This window comes from Wolbachia endosymbiont (group A) of Andrena helvola (assembly GCF_964028415.1).
Taxonomy (GTDB): domain Bacteria; phylum Pseudomonadota; class Alphaproteobacteria; order Rickettsiales; family Anaplasmataceae; genus Wolbachia; species Wolbachia pipientis.
Genome location: NZ_OZ034779.1, coordinates 1,447,687 through 1,468,972, shown reverse-complemented (window position 1 = coordinate 1,468,972; position 21,286 = coordinate 1,447,687). Strand labels below are relative to the sequence as shown.

Sequence of the window (21,286 nt, the reverse complement as noted above, 5' to 3'; positions counted from 1 at the left end):
TTATACCTTATTATTCTATCTCTTTCATACCTTTATTTCCTTAACTTGACGCGTATGCTTGCCATAACAGTTTCTTGTTCATCTTCTGTTGGTTTTGTTTGTTTTTCAGTCTTATTACTGCTACTGTCAGTTTCCACAGTTACTTTTTTTACTTCTATATCTTTTTGAGCTTTCTCATTACTTTGCTTGTGTATTTCATCTCCATGCAATTTTTCCTGCAGAGCTTTTTTCGTATCAGCATAATCATCACGATTGCTTTGCAAAGCTGGTTTATAACTGCTGCTATCATCCGCTTGCATTTGATCTATATAGTTAGATTCTTCTTCCTGTATAGTATTTTTTGCGTTATCCTCACCAACCGTTCCTTTCTCCCCAGACTTGGCTTCACTCTCTACCACAACTTCTTCGTCTACTTGCTCATCATCAATTGTAAATTCAGTACCTATCTGATTGCTATCTTCCTCCAATTCATTAGATAATTTTTCAGATAGCTGGTCACCACTCAAATATGGTTCCTTTGAATATTTAGCATAATTATGGGGATCGGTTCTGTTTTCTGAATAAAACCCACTTTCAAAGTCTGAGTAGGAGCTTTGATTGAGCACAAAAAATAAGTTTTCATAATTAACCAGCATATCACTATCAGGGCTAACAAAATTTAAATATTCATCGCCTTCCCATTCTGGGTGGTGTCTATACTCTGCTATGTAGTATTTACTAGAGTCGAGAGGTATCTTGTCACCTTCTTCCCCATCAAGTTGTAAAACTACTGCTGAATGCCCATTACCTAAATCATTACCTTTTACCACTTTGAATATTTTAATCTCATCCTTTTCTACAAGTTCTTTTAACTCCTCGTTCTTTTCATTTAACTCTTCCTCCCTTTGTCTTTCTGCTTCTCTCTCTCTTGCCAATCTTTCTGCTTCTTCATCAGCTTTCTTCTGCAGTTGTGAGAATACATTTTGTAATATATCTTGTGTGGTTAAGCTATTTGTGTTGCTTAAAAAATTATCTAACACATTTGATGCAATTGGTGACAATTCACCGTGATCATCAAATACTTTTTCCTTTGCTTTATCATAGTGATTTGGGTTATAGATTGCATACAGAGGATAAAAACCATAATCTGCAATTGACGCTCCGTCAGGTGATAGTTCCATTGAGAATCCATAGTAATTAAGTGGAAGATTGGAGGTTAAATATTTACCGTTATCATCCCTAACGTGTAGCTCACTTCTACCATTGTGCTCACTATATTTGTTGTAGTAGATATAAAAATTCTCATGGTTAAGATTGAAGTGATCATCTAGATTATCGAATTGAATTGTACTGCCAAGCTTCTCGCACAAAAGATTTTTGCTTTCATCTGTAAGCTTTATATGTGCAGAAAAGTAGTATCGATCTATAGGTTCGCCTTTTTCTATTTCAAAGTTCAAAGTAATCTTGTCGTTGACCATTGGTAGCCTCCACAAATTCTATAAATCATTTTATTTATCAATCATACGGTCTGTACTATGAAAAATGTGTTAAACGTTAAGATTTTCTCTGTACCGATTCATCTATATTGCCAAGCTTAATAAAGTTACAAGCTCTTTAAAACAATGTTAAACTCAATCACTATGGCAAAAACAGTTGACGTATTACTACCACTTCCAATTGATCAGTTATTTTCATACGCAATTGAGGAAAATACTGAGATTTTACTTGGAGATTACGTAGTGGTGCCATTTGGCAAAAAACGCTTAATCGGAATAGTTTGGAAATACAGTGATAAAAGTAACCGAGAATTAAAATTTATTGAGCAAAAAATCGATTTACCAAATATTAGACCAAAATTGATTGCATTTGCAGAGTGGGTTGCACAATACAATTTAATACCTATTGGTATGCTTGCCAAAGTGATAATGGGAGGAGTGTTAAAAGTAAATCACATAGATAAATTGGTTTGTGTTGAACAAAAGCAGGAAACAAGTGAAATAAGTTGCCAATTAAGCCCTGAACAGCAGATAGCTAGTGATAAAATAATCAGCAATTTGAACGAGTATTCAGTGACTTTGCTTGACGGTGAGACAGGATCTGGAAAAACGGAAGTTTATCTCTCTGTGATTGCACAATTGATTAAGAATTACACTGCCGTTCCAAATGCTGCTCAGACTTTACCATCCCAGTGCCCAGAGACACAACTGTACGAACATTGTGATTTGGGTCTACCAAGAGGGTGTCATCCGAGTAGCCTGACACTGGGATCCAGTTTTTCATATAACCTCATTACAAATGTTTATTTTAACTTAAAACCAATACCTAATTTACAATCAAAATTCCTGGATTCCAGTGTCAAGCACTGGAATGACACCTTTATACTCAAGGCAAAACCCACTGTAACATTTAGCATACCGTCTTTGCCACGTACTAGTATGACACCAGAATATGTTGAAATGACATCAGGAGAAGGTAATACACAAATTTTAATCCTCCTACCTGAAATTGTTTTAACTTCACAATTGGTAAATCGTGTTCGCGGTCAGATATCAAAAAACTTAGTTGAATGGCACTCAGGGCTCACTCCAAAAACTCGCCGGAATAATTGGCTCAATATAGCAAATGGAAATGCGCAGATAATTATTGGTGCACGGTCAGCGCTTTTTTTGCCTTATAAAAACCTAAAATTGATTATCGTTGATGAAGAGCACGACTCATCTTTTAAACAAGAACAGGGAATTATATATAATGCTCGAGATATGGCGATAATCTTAGCCAAATTTGAAAATATTCCGATTATTTTATCATCAGCTACTCCACTGCTTGAAACGATTCATCATGTTAAAAACGGGAATTACAATCATGTAAAGCTAACTAAACGATTTGGTGGTGCAGAATTGCCACTCATTAAAGTAGTAGATATGAGGAACAACAAGCAATGGATCTCCTCTGAGCTTTTTGAAAGCATCAAACAAACCATAGAGAAAAAACAGCAGGTTATGCTTTTTCTAAACCGCAGAGGGTATGCACAACTGGCAATTTGTAAAAAGTGTGGATATAAAATTTCCTGCTTAAATTGTGCTGTTTGGCTTACATATCACAAGAAAAAAAATGCTCTTTTGTGCCACCACTGCTCTTATCAATTGAAACTTCCAGAAAAATGCTCTAATTGCCAAAGTGAACAGCCATTGTCCCTCTACGGCATAGGAATTGAAAGGTTGCTTGAAGAAATGGTGAAATTAATACCAAACGCAAAAACTGCGATGATAAGCAGCGATCAGAAGTCGGTTAGTAACGTAATTGACTTGATATTGAAAGAAGAGGTGAACATTATAATCGGCACACAAATAATTGCTAAAGGGCACAATTTTCCCAAATTAACTTTGGTTGGAGTAATGAATGCAGATTTGAGTCTCGAAAATTCTGATTTGAGAGCAGCGGAAAAGACGTATCAATTATTGCACCAAGTTGCAGGCAGATCAGGAAGGTTTAATGAAAAAGGAATGGTAATAGTGCAAACCAATAATCCTGAAAGTTCAATAATAAAAGCATTGCTGCATCAAAAAAGAGACTCATTTTATGAAATCGAACTTAAGTCAAGACGCGAAGCCAAAATGCCACCATTTAGCAGATTAATAGCGCTTATAATCTGTGGTAAGAATCAGATTGCAACACAAAAAGCAGCGAATGAAATAGTAAAATCTCTTCTCTGTCATTCAAGTAGCTCAACTATTTGTATCCAGGAAAAAAATGTAGGTGTAGACAAAAAGGAATTTGAAATTCTTGGCCCATCACCAGCAGCGATAAATTTTTTAAATAATAAGTATCGGTATAGGGTATTATTAAAAATACACAATAAGCATAGTCTATCCATACAAAAAAAGCTGAAATATTGGATTAAAAATTGTAACTTGAATTCGAGTATTGCAGTGATAATAGATGTTGATCCTGTGAGTTTTTTTTAACGAGTTTATTTATATTCGTTAAGCCTTCTTGCCAATTACCACAACATTCTCACTGGGAAAAAAATAATCAGGTACAGCCATATTTTTCGGTGCAGGACCCCCAATTACTCGACCTGATGTATCATAATATGAACCGTGGCAAGGACAGAACCAACCATTACCATCTCTTGTAGCGTGGTCAACCGGTACACACCCAAGATGTGTACATATTCCAAGCATAATTAACCATTCGTCTTTTCCTTCGTATACTCTCTGCTCATCTAATTGAGGATCCCTCAAGCTCTTCACATTCACAGCTCTTGCAGCCTCAATTTCTTGCTTTGTGCGTCTACGAATGAATACTGGTTTACCTTGCCACTTTACTTTTACTCCGTGTCCTTCCTGAATTCCAGACAAATTCACCTCCACTGTGGAAGTTGCTAGAACTTCAGCAGAAGGATTCATAGATTTAACCAGTGGCCAAAGTCCGCTTGCAGCTCCTATACCTGCCATAGCGCATGTAGTTAATGTTATAAAATCTCTCCTACTCTTATTTTTAGTAAGATCTTTAACAGGAGGTGTTTTTTTATCCTCTTTGTCTGCCAGTGGTTTTTTATTTTTAGTTAATTTTTTGTCCATTGATCTTTACTTAGCCATAAGTATATATTTTAATTTAAATACTGCGTATTAATCAACAAAAACTTGCGCTTTTTGTTTAACCTATACTACGGTTAAGAAGCGATAGAGTTTTCAACTTCAAAAATACTATCTTCAGTGGAATCAGGATCTTCAATTTTCGCTACTGACACCACTTTTTCTCTACTTTCTGTTTTAAACAGAGTGACTCCTTGAGTGCTGCGTCCTGCAATTCTAATCTCATTGACCGAAATGCGAATTAACTTTCCTTTATCTGTAATAAGCATTATATTATCACCCTGCTCAACTGGAAAACTAGCAACAACATTACCGTTTCTGCTAGTAGTAAGAATATTGGTGATACCAACACCACCCCTGTTAGTTACTCTATACTCATACGCAGAAGTTCTTTTACCAAAGCCATTTTCAGTAATAGTTAATATAAACTCCTCATTCACTGCAAGTTTTAAGAATAATTCGTTATCTATTCCTAAATCATTCAAAGTCTTTTCCAATTTAGAATCAATGGAGTTATTAATTGCAGTTCCCAGTCTTTTTGCAAGTGGAACTTTTAAGTAAAGTTCTTTTGTTTCTGTTGCTACACCTATCCCATTTAATATGGTCATGGATATCACGCTGTCATTCTTTGCAAGTTTGATACCTCTTACGCCATCTGAATTGCGACTTTTAAATTGACGCACATCACTTACAACAAATCTGATACTTTTGCCGAATCTTGTTGAAAGAAAAACATGATCAATTGCATTGCATACTTTAACCGATATTAATTTGTCTCCTTCATCGAGCTTTATTGCTATTTTTCCATTGCTTGGAATATAGTGAAAGTCCGCTAAGGAGTTACGCCTTATGTTTCCATAGGCAGTAGCAAAAACTATGTTTTGATTTTCGTCATTTTCACTTGGCAATGGCATGATATTAGTTATAGTTTCACCATCGCTAAGCGGAAATATGTTAACAAGTGCTCTTCCACGTGCGGTTGGCTCTGCAAGAGGTAACTTATAAACTTTTAATCTATAAACTCGACCAATGTTAGAAAAGAATAAAAAGCTAGTATGGGTATTTCCAACAAATAATTCTGTGATTACATCCTCTTCTTTTAATCCCTGTCCTAGCTTTCCTTTTCCACCACGACGCTGAGTTCTGTAGTGAGAAAGTTTTACACGCTTGATATAACCATTCATAGTTACGGTTATCACCATATCCTCTTGTGGAATTAGATCTTCAGCTTCAATGTCCGCGTCTGACTCTTCTATTGAAGTTTTTCGCGGCACAGCAAATCTGTTCTTTATTTCTTGTAGATTGTTTTTTATTTCTTTCATCAACTTCTCTCCTGAGCCAAGAAAAGCGATATATTCTTTTATCAGGTTGATCATTGAACTTAGCTCAGCTTCTAATTTGTCTTTTTCAAGGCCTGTTAAACGCTGCAGTTTCATATCAAGGATAGCTTTAATTTGTAGCTCAGTTAATCTATACACTCCATCTTTCAAAAAACTTGCGCTATCTGAAATCAACTCGATAATAGTATTGATTTCATTCGAAGTTTTCCATTCTTTATTTAAAAGTTCTCTACTTGCTTCCGCAGGATCTTTTGCACCGCGGATGATTTTTATCACTTCATCTATGCTGAGGACCGCAATGTAGAGCCCTATATATATATGAGCTTTTTCCCTCGTTTTTCTTAGACGAAATTCTGTTCTCCTGATTAATACTTCTTTTCTAAAATCAACAAAAGCAGTTATGATTTCTTTCAATGACATCAAAGCAGGCCTGTTGTTATTGAGCACTAAAGTGTTAACACTAAAACTACTTCTTAGTGGAGTTAGCCCCAATATTTGATTAAGTATAAAACTTGCTTCAGCATTTCTTTTGAGGTCAATTACTACTCTAATACCAGACTTATCGGACTCATCCCTAATTTCTGTTATACCATCAATTCTTTTTTCTTTTACAAGCTCACCTATCTTCTCAATTAATTTTACTTTATTTACCTGGTAAGGTATTTCATCAATCACTATTGCTTGCCTATCTTGTGGCAGATCTTCTATATGAGTCTTGCCTTGCACAACAATTGATCCACGACCAGTTGCAAATGCTGATCTTATTCCAGACCTTCCAAGAATTGTTCCCCCAGTTGGAAAATCCGGCCCTGGCATCACTTCAAGTAACTCATCCAAAGTAACTTCAGGATTATTTACATATAATATACAAGCATCTATTATTTCTCCAAGATTATGAGAAGGAATATTGGTTGCCATACCAACTGCAACACCACTTGCACCGTTTACCAATAGATTCGGAAACTCTGCAGGCAGCACAACTGGTTCTGTTTCATTTCCATCGTAGTTTGGCCTAAAATTAACTGTATCTTCATCAATATCATTCAGTAAAAAGTGCGACACTTTTTGAAGTCTTGCTTCTGTGTATCGCATTGAAGCTGGTGGATCTCCATCTATCGAACCAAAGTTACCTTGCCCATCAACAAGTGGTAAAAGAAGAGAGAAATCTTGGGCCATTCTAACCAAGGAATCGTAAATAGCTGCATCACCATGTGGGTGATATTTCCCCATTACATCCCCAACTATACGAGCTGCTTTTTTATATGGCTTACCGGCATCGAATCCAGCTCTTGACATTGCATATAATATGCGCCTGTGAACAGGTTTAAATCCATCCCGCACGTCAGGTATAGCCCGGCTTATGATAACGCTCATTGCGTAGGAGAGATAAGAATCTTCCAGCTCTTTTACTATTGAGATTGGTACTATATTATCCTGCATTTTCTATATTTTGATTGAAGTAATTAATAATACTAACATTCAGTTAAGCAAATGGGCAATGACAGACTTGAACTGCCGACCTCCTCGGTGTAAACGAGATGCTCTACCAGCTGAGCTAATTGCCCCTTTAGATCTAATTCTATAGCTCAATATTATTATTGTAAACAAAAATAGCGATAAATTAGCTTTAGGTAAGCTATAAGCTTTTATGAAATCTTTGGGTGCGTGCTGTGAAGTTTTATAAATTTTAGTCTTGCTGTCACTTTGTATAAAGGTATTTTTTCACTCACATCTTTCGAAGTTGTAGCCATGTTCAACAATTTTAAGTAGAATATTGTAGCATTTTTAAAATCTGAAAGTTTATCTAGAATAACAGCTAAATTATAAGTATAAAAAATATTGTTTTCATCGAGGGAAATAGCAGTTATCATATACTCTTTACCTTTTACATAATCCTCCTTTTTCATATAGATCAGACCTAAATTTGCTAATAAAGGAGCATAATTTTTATGTATATCATACAATTTTAACATTTCACTCAACGCCAGATCAGGATCATATTGTGAGATTATCGTCAGAAAATTTTTTAATATGTAAGGGTTACTAGGGTGTTCTTTTAACAGTCTTGTGTAAATCTCTACAGCTTTTTTGTATTCTTTATTAGCGTAATAAATGTTCCCCAATCCAATTAAAGCATTTTTATGATAAGGAAACTTTGCGGTAATCTGATTAAGGAGAGAAATAGCTGTTTCATTATCTCCTGACTCAAAGGAATCTTTTGCTTTTTTTAAAGTAGAGTATATGTCAAAACTCTTGCCAGAATTCTGCGAAATTTTGATATTAAATTTGTCACTTTTTCTCTCAATAACATCAAGATCTTTATATTTTTTATCAGCTTTTATATGCTTGACAACACTATCAAAGGCCTTCTGTATCTCCAAATTTTCACTAGCATAGGTAACAGAAGACCTCCATAAAATCACAACGCAAATTAACATGCAGATAAACATAGGTCCTAGTGTTGTGGCATTGGCTGCAGCGTGTAACCAGTAAACCTTATTTCTTTGAGCTATATGCAACACATTACAAATTCATAAATGCTAAATTACCTATCTCATACAATAATAAAGATATTATTAATTAGCGGGACGAACATGCTGTGTAGCCTTTCAGAATGCATTTATCTTTTGTCTTCCATATTTCGCTTTATTTCCACAAAAATGCTTCAATTTATCTTAACATTTTGTCAACTACCTTTGTAGATTTAAAAGGGCATTTTTACATATTCCATATGGCTGCCAGTTGCACCCCTCGCATGCGTACTCGAATTTCTTTAAAGACATTTTCTCTCTAATCTTTTCTACCGCTTCACTCCAGGTCAAAGTCTCGCCAATTTTAATTCCTAAAATTTCCATATGCCTTCTATCTAGCTCTAAAACTTTAGCTTGTTCGGTGCATTTACCTTGTTTAGTCTGGTTTGGGCAAGCACTACAAATACTATCAAGATTGCCAACTACTTCGATTTGAGTACTAACCACTTCACTTGCTATCTTCCTATAATTTTCTACAAAACCCTGAGAATACCCATATCCCCGAAACGCGAGGGTGCACATGAAATGATGAGGGCGGAATTTTATCATTTTTTCAAATATTGCAAAGCTGCTACAAGTAGAAAAATTTTTATCAAACCAGGAAGGATAAATGGTAAAACACCCACCATTATTGCTTGTTCCAGACCCAAGTAAACAGCAAGCCAACTAACACCACAAATAAAGATTACAACTGTACCAGCCAGACAACTTAAAGAATTACATACAAATGATTTATACTTAGAGTTCAGTAATTCATTTACTTTGCTCATTACCATAACAGCAGCTAAACAGCCAATTAAATATCCACCTGTTGGTCCAAGGAGAGCGTGATAACCACCAGAAAAATTTGCAAGAACAGGCAATCCTGCTGCACCAAGTGATAGATATGTAAGCACAGAATAGAATGCTGTTCTGCGGTTAAATTTAAGCCCAATAAGCATTACTCCTAAAGTTTGCAATGTGATAGGCACAGGCTGCAATGGTATACTTATTTGAGCCATCAAGAATAAAAGTAAAACGCAAGACAATATTTCAGCCAGTGTTGATCTGCTGCTAGATTGTGTTATAAACATACCTTCCCAATAAAAATAACTTATTAAATGTAATATATGTGTATGAGAGGTTTTGCAATTTAAATTTTGCTTATATTGTGCTACAATGAATTATTTATGCACTATTAAATTAAAAATGATGAGTAAACAAGATCTATTATCGTTGATGAAAGCAAGACACAGCGGACGTTCATACGATCCTACAAGAGCAATATCTCAGGAAGACATGGATATTTTAATGGAAGCTGTAAGGCTGACTCCCTCATGTTTTGGTGATGAACCCTGGAGATACGTAATATGCAACAAACAGAACAATCAAAGCGCATGGGAAAAGCTGCTAAATTGCCTTGATGAATCTAATCAAAAGTGGGCAAAAGATGCACAAGTGTTAATCATATCTTTAAGCGCTAAGAATTTCCGCAAATCTGATAAAGGTGAAAATTTTTGGGCTAATCACGATACTGGTGCAGCGAATTATGGACTTATGTTACAAGCTGCAGTTATGAACTTAATGGCCCATCAAATGGGTGGATTTGATAGAGATAAAATAGTGAAAGAGTTCAATATACCCAATGACTTTAACGTAATGTCAGTGATAGCGGTTGGTTACGAAGAAGAGGGCGCTGAAACAAGTAAGAAAAAAAGGAGACCAATAGAAGAAATGTTTTTTTATGATGAGTGGCCAAGGTCCTGAAAATTTTATCAAAATGCACGGCACTGGTAACAACTTCGTTATCATAGACTCACGTTCAACAAACAATTTAGACTGGAACCATAGACAAATTGCTGATCAAAGCAGTTGTGATCAAGTGATAATTATAACAATGTCTAATGCTGCAGACTGTTTTATGCATATCTATAATGCTGATGGCAGTCGAGCTGAAATGTGCGGAAACGCAGCACGCTGTGTTGGATATTTGATAATGTCAGAAAAAGGTGCTGAATACTCCATTATTGAGCTAACAAGCAAACGCATTTTAGAGTGTTTTAAAGTGGGTGATAAATCCATAAAGGTTAACATGGGTAAACCTTTGCTAAAATGGCATGAAATTCCCTTGTCTACTGAGTGTGACACTCTTCACTTACCTATAGAGCTTGAAATGCTAAAAGATCCTGTTGCAGTAAATATTGGCAATCCTCACATAGTTTTTTTTGTTGATAACATAAGTGAAATACCATTGCGAAATTTAGGACCAAAGCTAGAAAATCACGCATTATTTCCTCGGAAAATTAATGTTAGTATTGCACAAGTTGAAAAGTCTGGAGAAATAGCTTTAAGAGTTTGGGAAAGAGGTACAGGCATTACTGCATCATGCGGTAGTGCAGCCTGTGCAGCACTTGTTGCATCCACACTACGTGGATATCTGATTGCCCAACAGACTTCAGTAAATTTACCAGGAGGCAAGTTATTAATCGAATGGGCAAATAACGTATTCATGACCGGTGATATAGGGTTTTTGTGACCCTAATTCTAGTGATGCATTACTTCCAATACCTTCTTACCAATTACTGCAGGGGTTTCAGCAATTGCAATTCCAGCGCTCCGCATAACTTCTAGTTTTGCACCAGCACTTCCACCGCTGGAAGAGATGATTGCTCCAGCGTGTCCCATACGTCTTCCTGGAGGTGCCGTTTGGCCTGCTACAAAACCAACGATTGGCTTTTTAGTTTTTTCTGTTTTCACAAAATGTGATACATCTTCTTCTTCGTTTCCACCTATTTCACCAATAACTACAATACCATGAGTATCGTTATCTTTTAAAAAGAGCTCCATACAGTCGACAAATGTTATACCATGAACTGGATCCCCCCCAATTCCGATACACGTGGATTGACCAAGACCAACAGCGGTTGTTTGTGCTACTGCCTCGTAAGTTAAAGTTCCGGAGCGAGACATAATTCCTATGTGTCCACGCTTATGGATATGGCCAGGCATAATTCCTATTTTGCATTCTTCAGGGGTAATAATTCCCGGGCAGTTGGGACCAATCAATCGACTTTTTGAGCCGATAAGCGCACGCTTAACTTTCACCATATCAAGTATAGGAATGCCCTCTGTAATACAAATTATCAATTCTATTTTTGCATCTATTGCTTCAAGTATTGCAGCAGCAGCAAATTTAGCAGGTACATATATAACTGTAGCATTTGCACCGGTTTTTTCTTTGGCTTCTGCTACAGTATTAAAAACCGGTAAATTAAGGTGAGTGCTCCCACCCTTTCCAGGAGTTACACCTCCCACCATTTTCGTTCCGTAATCAATTGCTTGCTCTGAATGAAATGTGCCTTGTGCACCAGTAAAACCCTGGCATATTAATCTTGTATCTTTGTTTACTAAAACGGACATGCTTTATTTTACCTCTTTTACTATCTTTTGCGCAGCTTCATCTAGCTCATCTGCAGCAATAATATTTAATCCTGACTCTTCTAAAATTTTTTTTCCTTCTTCAAAATTAGTACCTGATAATCTAACCACTAGAGGAACTTTAATGCTCATTTCTTTTGCAGCCGCAACAATTCCACTTGCGATAATATCGCAACGCATTATACCACCAAATATGTTAACCAGAATTCCTTTTACGTTGCTATCAGACAATATGATTTTAAATGCTTCAGTTACAGTTTCTTTACTCGCTCCACCACCAACATCCAAAAAGTTAGCAGGCTCTGCTCCGTAGTATTTTATTATATCCATTGTTGCCATAGCAAGACCTGCACCATTTACCATGCAACCAATACTGCCATCCATTTTGATGTAACTGAGCCCATACTTTGAAGCCTCTATCTCTTCTTTCACTTCCTCATCATAATCACGAAGTTCCATAATTTCTGGGTGACGATATAAAGCATTATCATCGAAATTAATTTTTGCATCGAGCGCAATAAAATCTCCAGAATTTGTTTCAACCAGTGGATTAATTTCAATTTGGCTCGCATCAGTTGCAATAAACGCATCATATATTTTTTTTGCAATGTTCGATATCTTTTCTATTTGTTCTGGACTCAAATGAAAACTGCTGCTTAACTTGCTGCTATCAAAACTTGTAGCAGGATCAATATCAAATTTCACAATTTTTGCAGGAGAATTTTTTGCCACTTCTTCGATGTCCATTCCACCTTCTGAGGAAAATATGAATATTGGCCTACTGAGCTTCGGGTCGATTACCAGGCTTAAATAATACTCTTTCTTAATGCTTGAGCCTTCTTCAACGTACACTTTTCTTACTTGCTGCCCGCTTGGCCCTGTTTGATGAGTAACTAAAGTCATACCAATCATGTCCTTTACAAACTGTTGAGCTTCTTCAACTGACTTTGCTAGCTTTACGCCACCGGCTTTACCCCTACCACCTGCATGAATTTGAGCTTTAACTACAAACACGTCAGATTTTAATTGACTTACTTGAGTCTTTACTTCTTCTGCAGATGTAGCAACAAAACCTTTTGGCACTGGGACATTAAATTTATGCAAAACTTCTTTCGCTTGATATTCGTGAATATTCATAAAATAACCAATGATAAACTATTAACTTGAGTACAAACTACCAACCATAACGTTGCCTTCTGCACTCTTGTTGGTACCTCTTTTTTTTAGCTTCAGCTTTCTTTTTAGCTCTTTTTTCTGATTTTTTTTCATGATATTGTTTTTTCATTTTCAACCCTCTTCCTTCCTTTTGAATTGTTTTTTTCAATACTGGAAGAGCTCTGTCTACATCACCATAATGGACTGATACTTCTATCAAACTCTATACCTCCTTCGGTAATCATTTCAAAATCTATTTATAAATTAGAAAATTAACATTGTCAATTATTTTATAAACTTGAGCGTTAAAATGTAATATGCCATAATTTACATGGTAAATAATGTCATTCCAGTGTCAGCTACTTGCTTACTGATGGAGATTGCTCTTATGTTACAGCGTTCTTACAATTATACTAACATCGGGGCGGAGAGATTTGAACTCCCGACCCTTTGGTCCCAAACCAAATGCGCTACCAGGCTGCGCTACGCCCCGACTTCTTTACTCAGAGTATCAATAACTCAGGCAAAATGCAAGATTCATTTGTTTACTTTAGAAAAAATATAATATGAGATTTAATATTATCTTAGAATATGTTTTTTATTAGCTCCTCTTTAACAACAGACTGCTTCGTAGAAAGTCTACAGGGTTTTTGTGCGCGCAACGCTGAACCAGATTTCTTTATGACCCAAACCTTAGCCATATTTAAAAATCTAGCTACACCAATTGGTGAAAGTGAGTGCAGCAACTACAGCAGTATCGACCCTTAAAATTCTTTTTCCTAGACTCAATTTTTGACAAAACTTATCGGCAAGATCAAGTTCATAAGATGAAAAACCACCTTCAGGACCAACAATAATAGCAACATTTTTTTTGCCTTTCAGCACTTTGTCAGCTTTACCTGTTTCATCACACAAAACAAAATTTTTACTTTGGGAATCAGGTAACTCACAAAAGTTAATAGGAGGCAAAATCTCTGGTATACTTATCCTACCTGATTGTTCCGCTGCTTCGATTGCTTGTAATTTTGCTCTACTTAGGTTAATATTTTTTACCACTGTACGTTCTGTTGAAATAAATTGAATGCAGATTACTCCCATTTCAGTTGCCTGTCTTACTATGTTGTTCAAAGCAGCACTTTTTACCATGGCACAATACAGGTATAAATTTTCCTCATATTGCTGTTGTTTAGTGCATTCTTTGGGTGTAACTTCTGTCAATTTACGCGATATATTAACTACTTCTCCTAACCATTCTCCATCTTTTCCATTAAAAAGAGAGAGATTATCATACTTCTTAAGCCGCATTACATTGCAAATATAGTGACTTTGTTGTGGATTAAGTGCTAAACTCACGCCTTGTGATAAAGCTTCTTCAACATAGAGCCTAATTTTTCCCATTCAAAACTTTAATTATATTCTACTTGAGTGACTCTTACGGGATTTGAACCCGTGTTACCACCGTGAAAGGGTGGTGTCCTAACCACTAGACGAAAGAGTCAACTTGAATCTAACTAGGTTATATCGATTACATATATAAAGTCAATTCAATTATTTTGAATCACATAGTTAGAGGGATATATCAGTAATCTTATATCGACAGCCTCCTATTACTCCATGCTCAATACTCACTGAACCTATCTCAGATTTAGGAGCTAATTCTAATTGTTGTTCAACTTTTGTATCGGAATCATAGCCAGAATCGTAGCCAGAATCTCTACGCTCATATTTCTGCCTTATTTCTTCTACACTAAAGCCAGCCTTGGTCTTAATTTTTTGATCATTAGTCTGTTGCTGACTTATCGACTTATTAGCACTTAGCTCATTTAGCTTCACTTGCCAATCATTCACTTTATCTTGCACTAACCCATGGCAAGTTCCAGAATTAGCTTTTATGTCTTTTGCTTTTCTTTCTGCTCTTTTCTTGGACAAATCTACCCTAGCATAAATAGGTTCTGACGACTGTTCTGGCTCTTTCTGTTTTAGGCTAGTAGGCTTTTTTGTTCTGAAAGATCATCTATAGTGCAATAAATAGGTTCTTCTGATATACTCAAATAACCACTATCTTCCAATGATAAATTTTCAGTGGATTTTTTATGTGAATCATATATTTCAGCATAAATAGATTCTTCTGATACACTCAAATAACCATTCTCCCCTAATGAGTTACTAACCTTAGCATCATACACCTCAGCGTAAATTGGCTCTTTTGAAGGCAAAGCATCATAATTAGTGCTCTTTGGCTTATACTCAAAAGTTCTAGAAGGTTTTTGAGGTGGTATTACATTGTTGTTCACCTCAGCGTACATAGTTATTGGCTCATATTCAGAGGTTCTAGGAGGTTTTTGTTGTATAGCTTCAACATTCAAATCATCTGTAGAATAATACTCTGCGCCTTTTCCTAGTAAAAAGGAAACTGTGGGGTGAAGAATTATCTCTGCTGGTAAGTTTTTCTCACTATCCAATTTTAGATTTTTTGATTCTGCTAAACTCTCAATAACACGAATTATAACATTCTTTCCATTCTCATCTATTGAGTGGATATCAGCTCCACGATTAATCAGCAATTCCATTATTTTGTGATCTGTAGCATGTCCTAAAGCCTGATTTAAAGCTTGATTATTATTTATATCAAATGATCCTGTATTCTTGAGAGACATAGTCTTTGAAAAGAATTTTCTAAAACTATTTAATGCATCATAGAGAATTAGAGTCAGTTTAACACCTTTTATGTCATTGTTTTTGACAGATTTAATTAAAAAATTATCTATTATGCCCATGATTATACCCCCTATATAAAAGCTCACTACCATGGTACAATTTTAAACTATGATGATTTATTTTCTACTAATAGCAGCTCTCTATAACCACTTAACAAGTGGTGGCATTGACATCATAATTGCATCTGGATTGCCGTCAGTCATTAAACCAAACCTTGTGCCACGATCGTATAACAGATTGAATTCTACATATCTGCCACGTTTTATTAATTGATTTTCTCGTTGTTCTTTTGTCCAAGATTTTTGCATATGTTTACGTATGACGTGCGAATAAATTTCCAAAAAGGCTTCACCTACTGCTTTTGTGAACTCAAAATCGTTTTCCCAGTTGCCAGAACTCAGATTATCATAGAAAATGCCACCAATACCACGTGGCTCTTTTCTGTGTTGTAAGAAAAAATAATTGTCACATTGCTCTTTAAATTTTGGATAATATCCGGTGTCAAATCTATCACATGTCATTTTGATTGATTCATGGATATACTTGCAATCTTCTTCATTTTTATATATTGGCGTAAAATCCATTCCTCCACCAAACCATTGTTTTGAAGTATATATCAGCCTTGTGTTCATATGTGCTGCAGGGATAAGGGGCGATTGCATATGAGACACTAAAGATATACCGCTTGCCCAGAACTCTCCGTTACTTTCACTTGCACCAGGAATTTCATTAATGGCTGAATCTGCAAATTTTCCGTGTACTTTTGAAACGTTTACTCCAACTTTTTCAAAAACATTACCAAAAATAATTGTAGATTCACCACCTCCACCACCTGGGCGATCCCACTTTCTCTTTTCGATTTTTGGCTCTGCGGATGATTGTTTTTCAATTAATAAGAAAGATTCTATAATCTTATCTCTTAGTGCACAGAACCATTTAAATGCTTGTGTTTTTTGTTTTTCCATAATATCCTCTTGCTAGCTTATTAACATTGTTATATCTGATATTTAAGGAACTTAATTAGATTTGGATGATAATTATCTATCAAAGACGTTAATAAATCTATAATAATTAAATCAATATAATAGAACATTTTCGTATGTACAACAATGCCAAGTAACAATAATGAATAAAAGATACATAGATAACAAAAAAGAGAACAGGGTTGACTTCATACTAAGAAATTATGGAATGTCAATTGTTGTGATGGCAGTTATTATGCTCTTACCTCCAGTAGCAATATCGATACTCTACTTTTTTGATATATATAGTCAGCATATTAATATAGAGATTAATTTATTAGTTAGCATTCTAACAACTCTCTTTATGATGTATAATGTAAAACGCTACAGATACCTACTTAATACTATAGAATTTCAAAATGCAATATTTGCAAATGCACTAAATCATAATACAGAATTTTGCCTTATTTTACATAAAGATGAAGGTATTATTTATGCTGACGCAAGGTTCTACGAAAGGTTTAAAGATCATATAGATGATGACATTACGTTAGGCAAGATTCTTGAAATAGGAGATGTTTCAGAAGCAGACAAAAAAGTACTCTATCATGCACTAAAAAATAACTCTTCTGTACAGGTATGCATTTCCTTAAACAAGAAGAATAGAGTATCTAACTTTCTTTTGCTCTTTGAGCCGATACCAGATAATCCCCAAATTGCTATAAATAGTAATAAGATTTTAAATTTATCATTAGTGCCAATAGCAAGGCCAGATGGGTATTTTGTATTAAAAGCAACACAGATAAACAAGGAGCAGATATATGAAGAGTTAATAGAAAAACACAGCATAGGAACTTACATTGCAAATGCCAAAGGGGTGATTTTATCTGTAAATAAAAGATTTTTAGACATATTTGAACTAAAAAAACTGGAAAAAGGTAGCTCAATCAGTGATTTTATATCTCAATCTAAATATAACAATACAACAACCGATAATGAAATTTTGTTTTTTACTATAAGTGGTATTCCATTCAAGGCTTATATGAGCACTGCTATATTTTGTGATAAATACAACCATAGCTATATATATGGCTTTATAACACCAACCGAATCAAATATTGTTGATTATCAATTACACCCTTGTTTTGCAAATTCATCAATTGCTATTGCACAATGTGACATAAACGGCAACTTTGTAAAGAAAAATACGGCACTAATAAAGCTTGCAGGGTCAGATAATAATTCAATCTTTACGTTGATATTGGATAGTTATCATGTGAAAATACGTGAATATTTTTCGAGTAATAGAATAAATAATGCGTCTTTTGATGTACAGCTCAACGGCGGTAATAACATAAAAATATATTTCAATAAGTTTCTTCATAATAAAATGATCTTCATACTTTGTTATTTTATTGACAATACTGAACACAAAAACCTAGAGATAAAGCTTGAGCATTATCAAAAGATGCAAGCTATAGGGCAGTTAGCAGGTGGTATTGCGCATGATTTCAACAATATATTGACTGGGATAATAGGATTTTGCGATTTGCTTTTACTCCAACACTCAGCTGGTGACCCATCTTTTGGAGATATAATACAGATACAGCAAAATGCAAAGCGTGGATCAAATTTAGTAAGACAATTGCTTGCTTTCTCAAGAAGACAGACCTTGCAGCCAAAAATTATTGATGTAAATAATACTATAGCTAATCTTTATGAAATGATAAAAAGATTAATAGGTGAAAATATAAAATTTAATATTTATTATGGTAGAGACTTGGGTGCTGTTAGGGCTGATCAAGGGCAATTAGAGCAAGTTATACTTAACTTAGCAGTCAATGCTAGTGCTGCTATGGAAAAGGGCGGAGAATTAACTATACGAACCTTTAATCAAAAGATTGACTCATTAAATTCTACACCTCAGGATATGTTTTCTCCAGACAAGGAAGCGATTGAACATGGAAATTATGTTGTGATTGAAGTAATTGATACTGGATGTGGAATGACGAGTGATACAACTGAAAAGATCTTTGATCCATTTTTTTCTACCAAAGATATTACCTCTGGTACAGGTCTTGGCCTCTCTACTGTATATGGCATTATTAAACAAACTGAAGGATACATCTATGTTGCTAGCAAAGTAAATCATGGAACTAAATTTAGCATATTTTTGCCCATGGTTTACATATCAGATGAAAATGATAGAGAGGAAGATAGTGAAGAAACAGAAAAACCGGTAGTAAGTGAAATTAAAGGTAATGGTATAATTTTATTAATCGAAGATGAAGATTCAGTAAGGGAATTCATCTCTAAAGCACTCAAAAGAAAAGGATTTGATGTAATAGAAGCAAGCATAGGCGGCGAGGCGCTAGAAATAATCAGTAAAAAAAGTCAACACATAGATCTTATAATCACTGATGTAATCATGCCAGAGGTGAGCGGCCCAGAAATAGTTAAAGAAGCATTGATCCATAGGCCAAATATCAACGTTATTTTTATTTCTGGGTATGCAGAAGATGCTTTTTTAAAGAGTGATGACATCAATATAGAAGATTTTCACTTTTTGCCAAAACCATTCACTCTGAATGAATTAGGAAACAAGGTTCAAAGTGTGTTACACAAAGCAAAAAAGACAGTCTAATTTTAGTGTGGTTAACAACAAAAAAATTTTCTAATGCAAAAGTTTCTTGCATATATACAATAGAATTATTTTATACATAAGATAAAAGGCGTGAGCAAGATTATTGCAATAGTAAATCAAAAGGGTGGAGTTGGCAAAACCACAACTAGTATAAATTTATCGACAGCCTTTGCTGCTGTGGGAAAAAGCACTTTATTGGTAGATCTTGATCCTCAAGGAAATGCTAGCACCGGACTCGGGATTTCTTACCGTAGTAGGGAAGAAAAAAACATATACAAAATACTACTAAGCAGCGAAAATAAATTGATAGAATCGGCAATTTTCAATATAAAGGAAATTCCGAATTTATCGCTAATTTCGTCAGTAGTTGATTTGTCAGCTGCAGAAATTGAATTATCGCAACTTGAGCGAGGAAAATTCGTACTAAAAAGCGCATTGGAGAAGATACGCGATAATTATGAGTATATAATCATCGATTGCCCTCCATCACTTGGGCTTCTGACCATAAATGCTTTGACTGCTGCTAATTCTATTATTGTTCCTCTTCAGTGTGAATTTTTTGCTCTGGAAGGATTAAGCCATTTAGTTAAAACTGTGGAGCTAATAAAAAGGAATAACCTAAACCCTTTTTTGGCAATAGAAGGGATAGTGTTAACAATGTATGACAGGCGCAACAAACTTAGTGAGCAGATTAAAAACGATATTTGTCAGTATTTAAATGATAAAGTATACAAAACTATCATCCCATTGTATGAGACTGTTATTCCACGTAACGTACGGTTATCAGAAGCACCTTCTCATGGAAAACCTGCTATTGTGTATGATCTTAAATGTCCTGGTGCACAAGCGTATATAAGTTTGGCAAGGGAAATTTTAAAAAAGCACGCGAGCAGTTGTAAGGAGAAGAAGCTAGTGAGCGAGGGCGTGGTATGAAGGATGATAGACGCCTCGGCAGAGGTCTTGCCGGTCTCATAGGCGATAATTATGATAATAAAGAAGATCGACAAGAGTATTTGCCTATTTCATTACTGCACCCAAGTAAATTTCAACCGAGGAAACATTTTGACGAGGAGTCATTAAGAGAACTTGCAAATTCGATAAAGAAGAGTGGCATTATACAGCCCATTGTGGTACGCAAAGATTCAAATGATGATGGTTACGAAATAATAGCTGGAGAACGTCGTTGGCGAGCAAGCAAGATTGCAAATCTTAATAGTGCACCGGTTATCATAAAAGATTTGAACGACAAGGAATGCTTGGAAGTATCCATTATTGAAAACATACAAAGACAAGATATTAATCCAATAGAAGAAGGTGAAGCGTATAAGAAACTGATAGATGAGTTCTCCTATACACATGAGGAACTAGCCTCAGCTATAGGCAAAAGCCGCAGCCACATAACCAATATGATTCGGATGTTGTCACTTTCCTGTAGGGTGAAAACAATGATCAACGAAAAAAAATTGTCTATGGGCCATGCAAGAACACTGATTAATGTTGAAAATGCGGAAAGTATCGCAGAAAAAATAGTTTCTCAGGGCTTAAGTGTTAGACAAACTGAAAAATTGATAAAAGACTTACACCAAAATAATAATCAAAAAGAGCGGAAATATACTAAAAATCAAGATATGGCAGTAATAGAGGGCGCTATATCTTCTCAACTTGGTTTAAAGATCAAAATTAATGACAACAATTCTAAGGGTAAAGTTATGATACGGTATGATAATCCAAATGAATTGGATTTGATATTGAAAATTTTGAATAGGAAACTTGAGGCATAGCTAGTAGTTGGCTAGCAAAGCAACAAACCAATATCAACTGTTGGTGTCATGAAAGTAGCTGACACTGGAATCCAGGAATTTTATTAAGTTGGTAAGCATAAAAGTATAACTTCTACGTCATACCGCCGCGGTATCCGCTAACAAGCAGCGGGATGACGATT

19 protein-coding genes and 3 tRNA genes are annotated in these 21,286 nt (G+C 35.3%); 6 read left to right on the top strand and 16 right to left on the bottom strand.

What is annotated here, in order from left to right:
- Positions 1–32 precede the first annotated feature (32 nt).
- Positions 33–1,457: a hypothetical protein gene (locus tag ABWU73_RS07590; protein WP_353285487.1), complete on the bottom strand. Its 1,425-nt coding sequence runs from the start codon at positions 1,455–1,457 to the stop codon at positions 33–35.
- A 144-nt stretch (positions 1,458–1,601) separates the two neighbouring features.
- On the opposite strand from ABWU73_RS07590, the gene priA reads away from it, so the two are divergent.
- Complete coding sequence (gene priA, locus ABWU73_RS07585; protein ID WP_209472365.1) at positions 1,602–3,944, top strand: primosomal protein N'; 2,343 nt, start codon at positions 1,602–1,604, stop codon at positions 3,942–3,944.
- Between the two features lie 18 nt (positions 3,945–3,962).
- Here priA and petA read toward each other — a convergent pair whose 3' ends face one another.
- The 6 genes from petA to ABWU73_RS07555 form a co-directional block, all read right to left on the bottom strand.
- Positions 3,963–4,562: a ubiquinol-cytochrome c reductase iron-sulfur subunit gene (gene petA, locus ABWU73_RS07580; RefSeq protein WP_010963095.1), complete on the bottom strand. Its 600-nt coding sequence runs from the start codon at positions 4,560–4,562 to the stop codon at positions 3,963–3,965.
- Positions 4,563–4,654: 92 nt separating this feature from the next.
- A complete protein-coding gene (gene gyrA / locus ABWU73_RS07575; RefSeq protein ID WP_264329412.1) occupies positions 4,655–7,357 on the bottom strand; it encodes a DNA topoisomerase (ATP-hydrolyzing) subunit A in 2,703 nt (900 codons plus the stop codon).
- A gap of 52 nt (positions 7,358–7,409) precedes the next feature.
- Positions 7,410–7,482: transfer RNA gene (locus ABWU73_RS07570), tRNA-Val, on the bottom strand.
- A gap of 81 nt (positions 7,483–7,563) precedes the next feature.
- A complete protein-coding gene (locus ABWU73_RS07565; RefSeq protein WP_264329413.1) occupies positions 7,564–8,439 on the bottom strand; it encodes a tetratricopeptide repeat protein in 876 nt (291 codons plus the stop codon).
- Positions 8,440–8,607: 168 nt separating this feature from the next.
- Positions 8,608–8,997, bottom strand: a complete 390-nt coding sequence (locus tag ABWU73_RS07560; protein WP_151807511.1) for a DUF1284 domain-containing protein — start codon at positions 8,995–8,997, stop codon at positions 8,608–8,610.
- The gene (locus ABWU73_RS07555) at positions 8,994–9,521 is read right to left on the bottom strand and encodes a biotin transporter BioY (RefSeq protein WP_151807512.1); all 528 of its coding nucleotides are present in this window, start codon (positions 9,519–9,521) and stop codon (positions 8,994–8,996) included. Before ABWU73_RS07555 ends, ABWU73_RS07560 begins: the two co-directional genes overlap by 4 nt.
- An 85-nt stretch (positions 9,522–9,606) precedes the next feature.
- On the opposite strand from ABWU73_RS07555, the gene ABWU73_RS07550 reads away from it, so the two are divergent.
- Complete coding sequence (locus ABWU73_RS07550; RefSeq protein ID WP_264329414.1) at positions 9,607–10,194, top strand: nitroreductase family protein; 588 nt, start codon at positions 9,607–9,609, stop codon at positions 10,192–10,194.
- Positions 10,175–10,963 (top strand): diaminopimelate epimerase, encoded by a 789-nt coding sequence (gene dapF / locus ABWU73_RS07545; RefSeq protein WP_264329826.1) that lies wholly within the window; start codon positions 10,175–10,177, stop codon positions 10,961–10,963. Before ABWU73_RS07550 ends, dapF begins: the two co-directional genes overlap by 20 nt.
- Before the next feature lie 8 nt (positions 10,964–10,971).
- Here the strand turns inward: dapF and sucD are convergent, their stop codons facing one another.
- The 9 genes from sucD to hemF form a co-directional block, all read right to left on the bottom strand.
- Entirely contained in the window at positions 10,972–11,847 is an 876-nt protein-coding gene (gene sucD / locus ABWU73_RS07540) for a succinate--CoA ligase subunit alpha (RefSeq protein ID WP_010963102.1), read from the bottom strand.
- A gap of 3 nt (positions 11,848–11,850) precedes the next feature.
- Positions 11,851–13,002, bottom strand: coding sequence for an ADP-forming succinate--CoA ligase subunit beta (gene sucC / locus ABWU73_RS07535; RefSeq protein ID WP_006279820.1), 1,152 nt, complete (start codon positions 13,000–13,002; stop codon positions 11,851–11,853).
- A 37-nt stretch (positions 13,003–13,039) separates the two neighbouring features.
- Entirely contained in the window at positions 13,040–13,240 is a 201-nt protein-coding gene (rpsU, locus tag ABWU73_RS07530) for a 30S ribosomal protein S21 (RefSeq protein WP_006279819.1), read from the bottom strand.
- A 199-nt stretch (positions 13,241–13,439) separates the two neighbouring features.
- Positions 13,440–13,513: transfer RNA gene (locus tag ABWU73_RS07525), tRNA-Pro, on the bottom strand.
- Positions 13,514–13,731: 218 nt separating this feature from the next.
- Positions 13,732–14,418 (bottom strand): 16S rRNA (uracil(1498)-N(3))-methyltransferase, encoded by a 687-nt coding sequence (locus ABWU73_RS07520; protein WP_006279818.1) that lies wholly within the window; start codon positions 14,416–14,418, stop codon positions 13,732–13,734.
- A 28-nt stretch (positions 14,419–14,446) separates the two neighbouring features.
- A tRNA-Glu gene (locus ABWU73_RS07515) sits at positions 14,447–14,518 on the bottom strand.
- A 68-nt stretch (positions 14,519–14,586) separates the two neighbouring features.
- The gene (locus ABWU73_RS07510; protein WP_223823129.1) at positions 14,587–14,949 is read right to left on the bottom strand and encodes a hypothetical protein; all 363 of its coding nucleotides are present in this window, start codon (positions 14,947–14,949) and stop codon (positions 14,587–14,589) included.
- 50 nt (positions 14,950–14,999) lie between these two features.
- Entirely contained in the window at positions 15,000–15,797 is a 798-nt protein-coding gene (locus ABWU73_RS07505) for a hypothetical protein (protein ID WP_244663027.1), read from the bottom strand.
- A gap of 81 nt (positions 15,798–15,878) precedes the next feature.
- Positions 15,879–16,703 carry an oxygen-dependent coproporphyrinogen oxidase gene (hemF, locus tag ABWU73_RS07500; RefSeq protein WP_236514518.1) on the bottom strand — a complete coding sequence of 275 codons (825 nt, stop codon included), beginning with the start codon at positions 16,701–16,703 and terminating at the stop codon, positions 15,879–15,881.
- A gap of 160 nt (positions 16,704–16,863) precedes the next feature.
- On the opposite strand from hemF, the gene ABWU73_RS07495 reads away from it, so the two are divergent.
- From ABWU73_RS07495 to ABWU73_RS07485, 3 genes are all read left to right on the top strand, one after another.
- A complete protein-coding gene (locus ABWU73_RS07495) occupies positions 16,864–19,344 on the top strand; it encodes an ATP-binding protein (RefSeq protein WP_264329415.1) in 2,481 nt (826 codons plus the stop codon).
- Positions 19,345–19,434: 90 nt separating this feature from the next.
- The gene (locus ABWU73_RS07490; RefSeq protein ID WP_006280226.1) at positions 19,435–20,277 is read left to right on the top strand and encodes a ParA family protein; all 843 of its coding nucleotides are present in this window, start codon (positions 19,435–19,437) and stop codon (positions 20,275–20,277) included.
- Entirely contained in the window at positions 20,274–21,125 is an 852-nt protein-coding gene (locus tag ABWU73_RS07485) for a ParB/RepB/Spo0J family partition protein (protein WP_264329416.1), read from the top strand. The genes ABWU73_RS07490 and ABWU73_RS07485 overlap by 4 nt, the downstream gene beginning before the upstream one ends.
- The last annotated feature ends 161 nt before the right edge of the window (positions 21,126–21,286 follow it).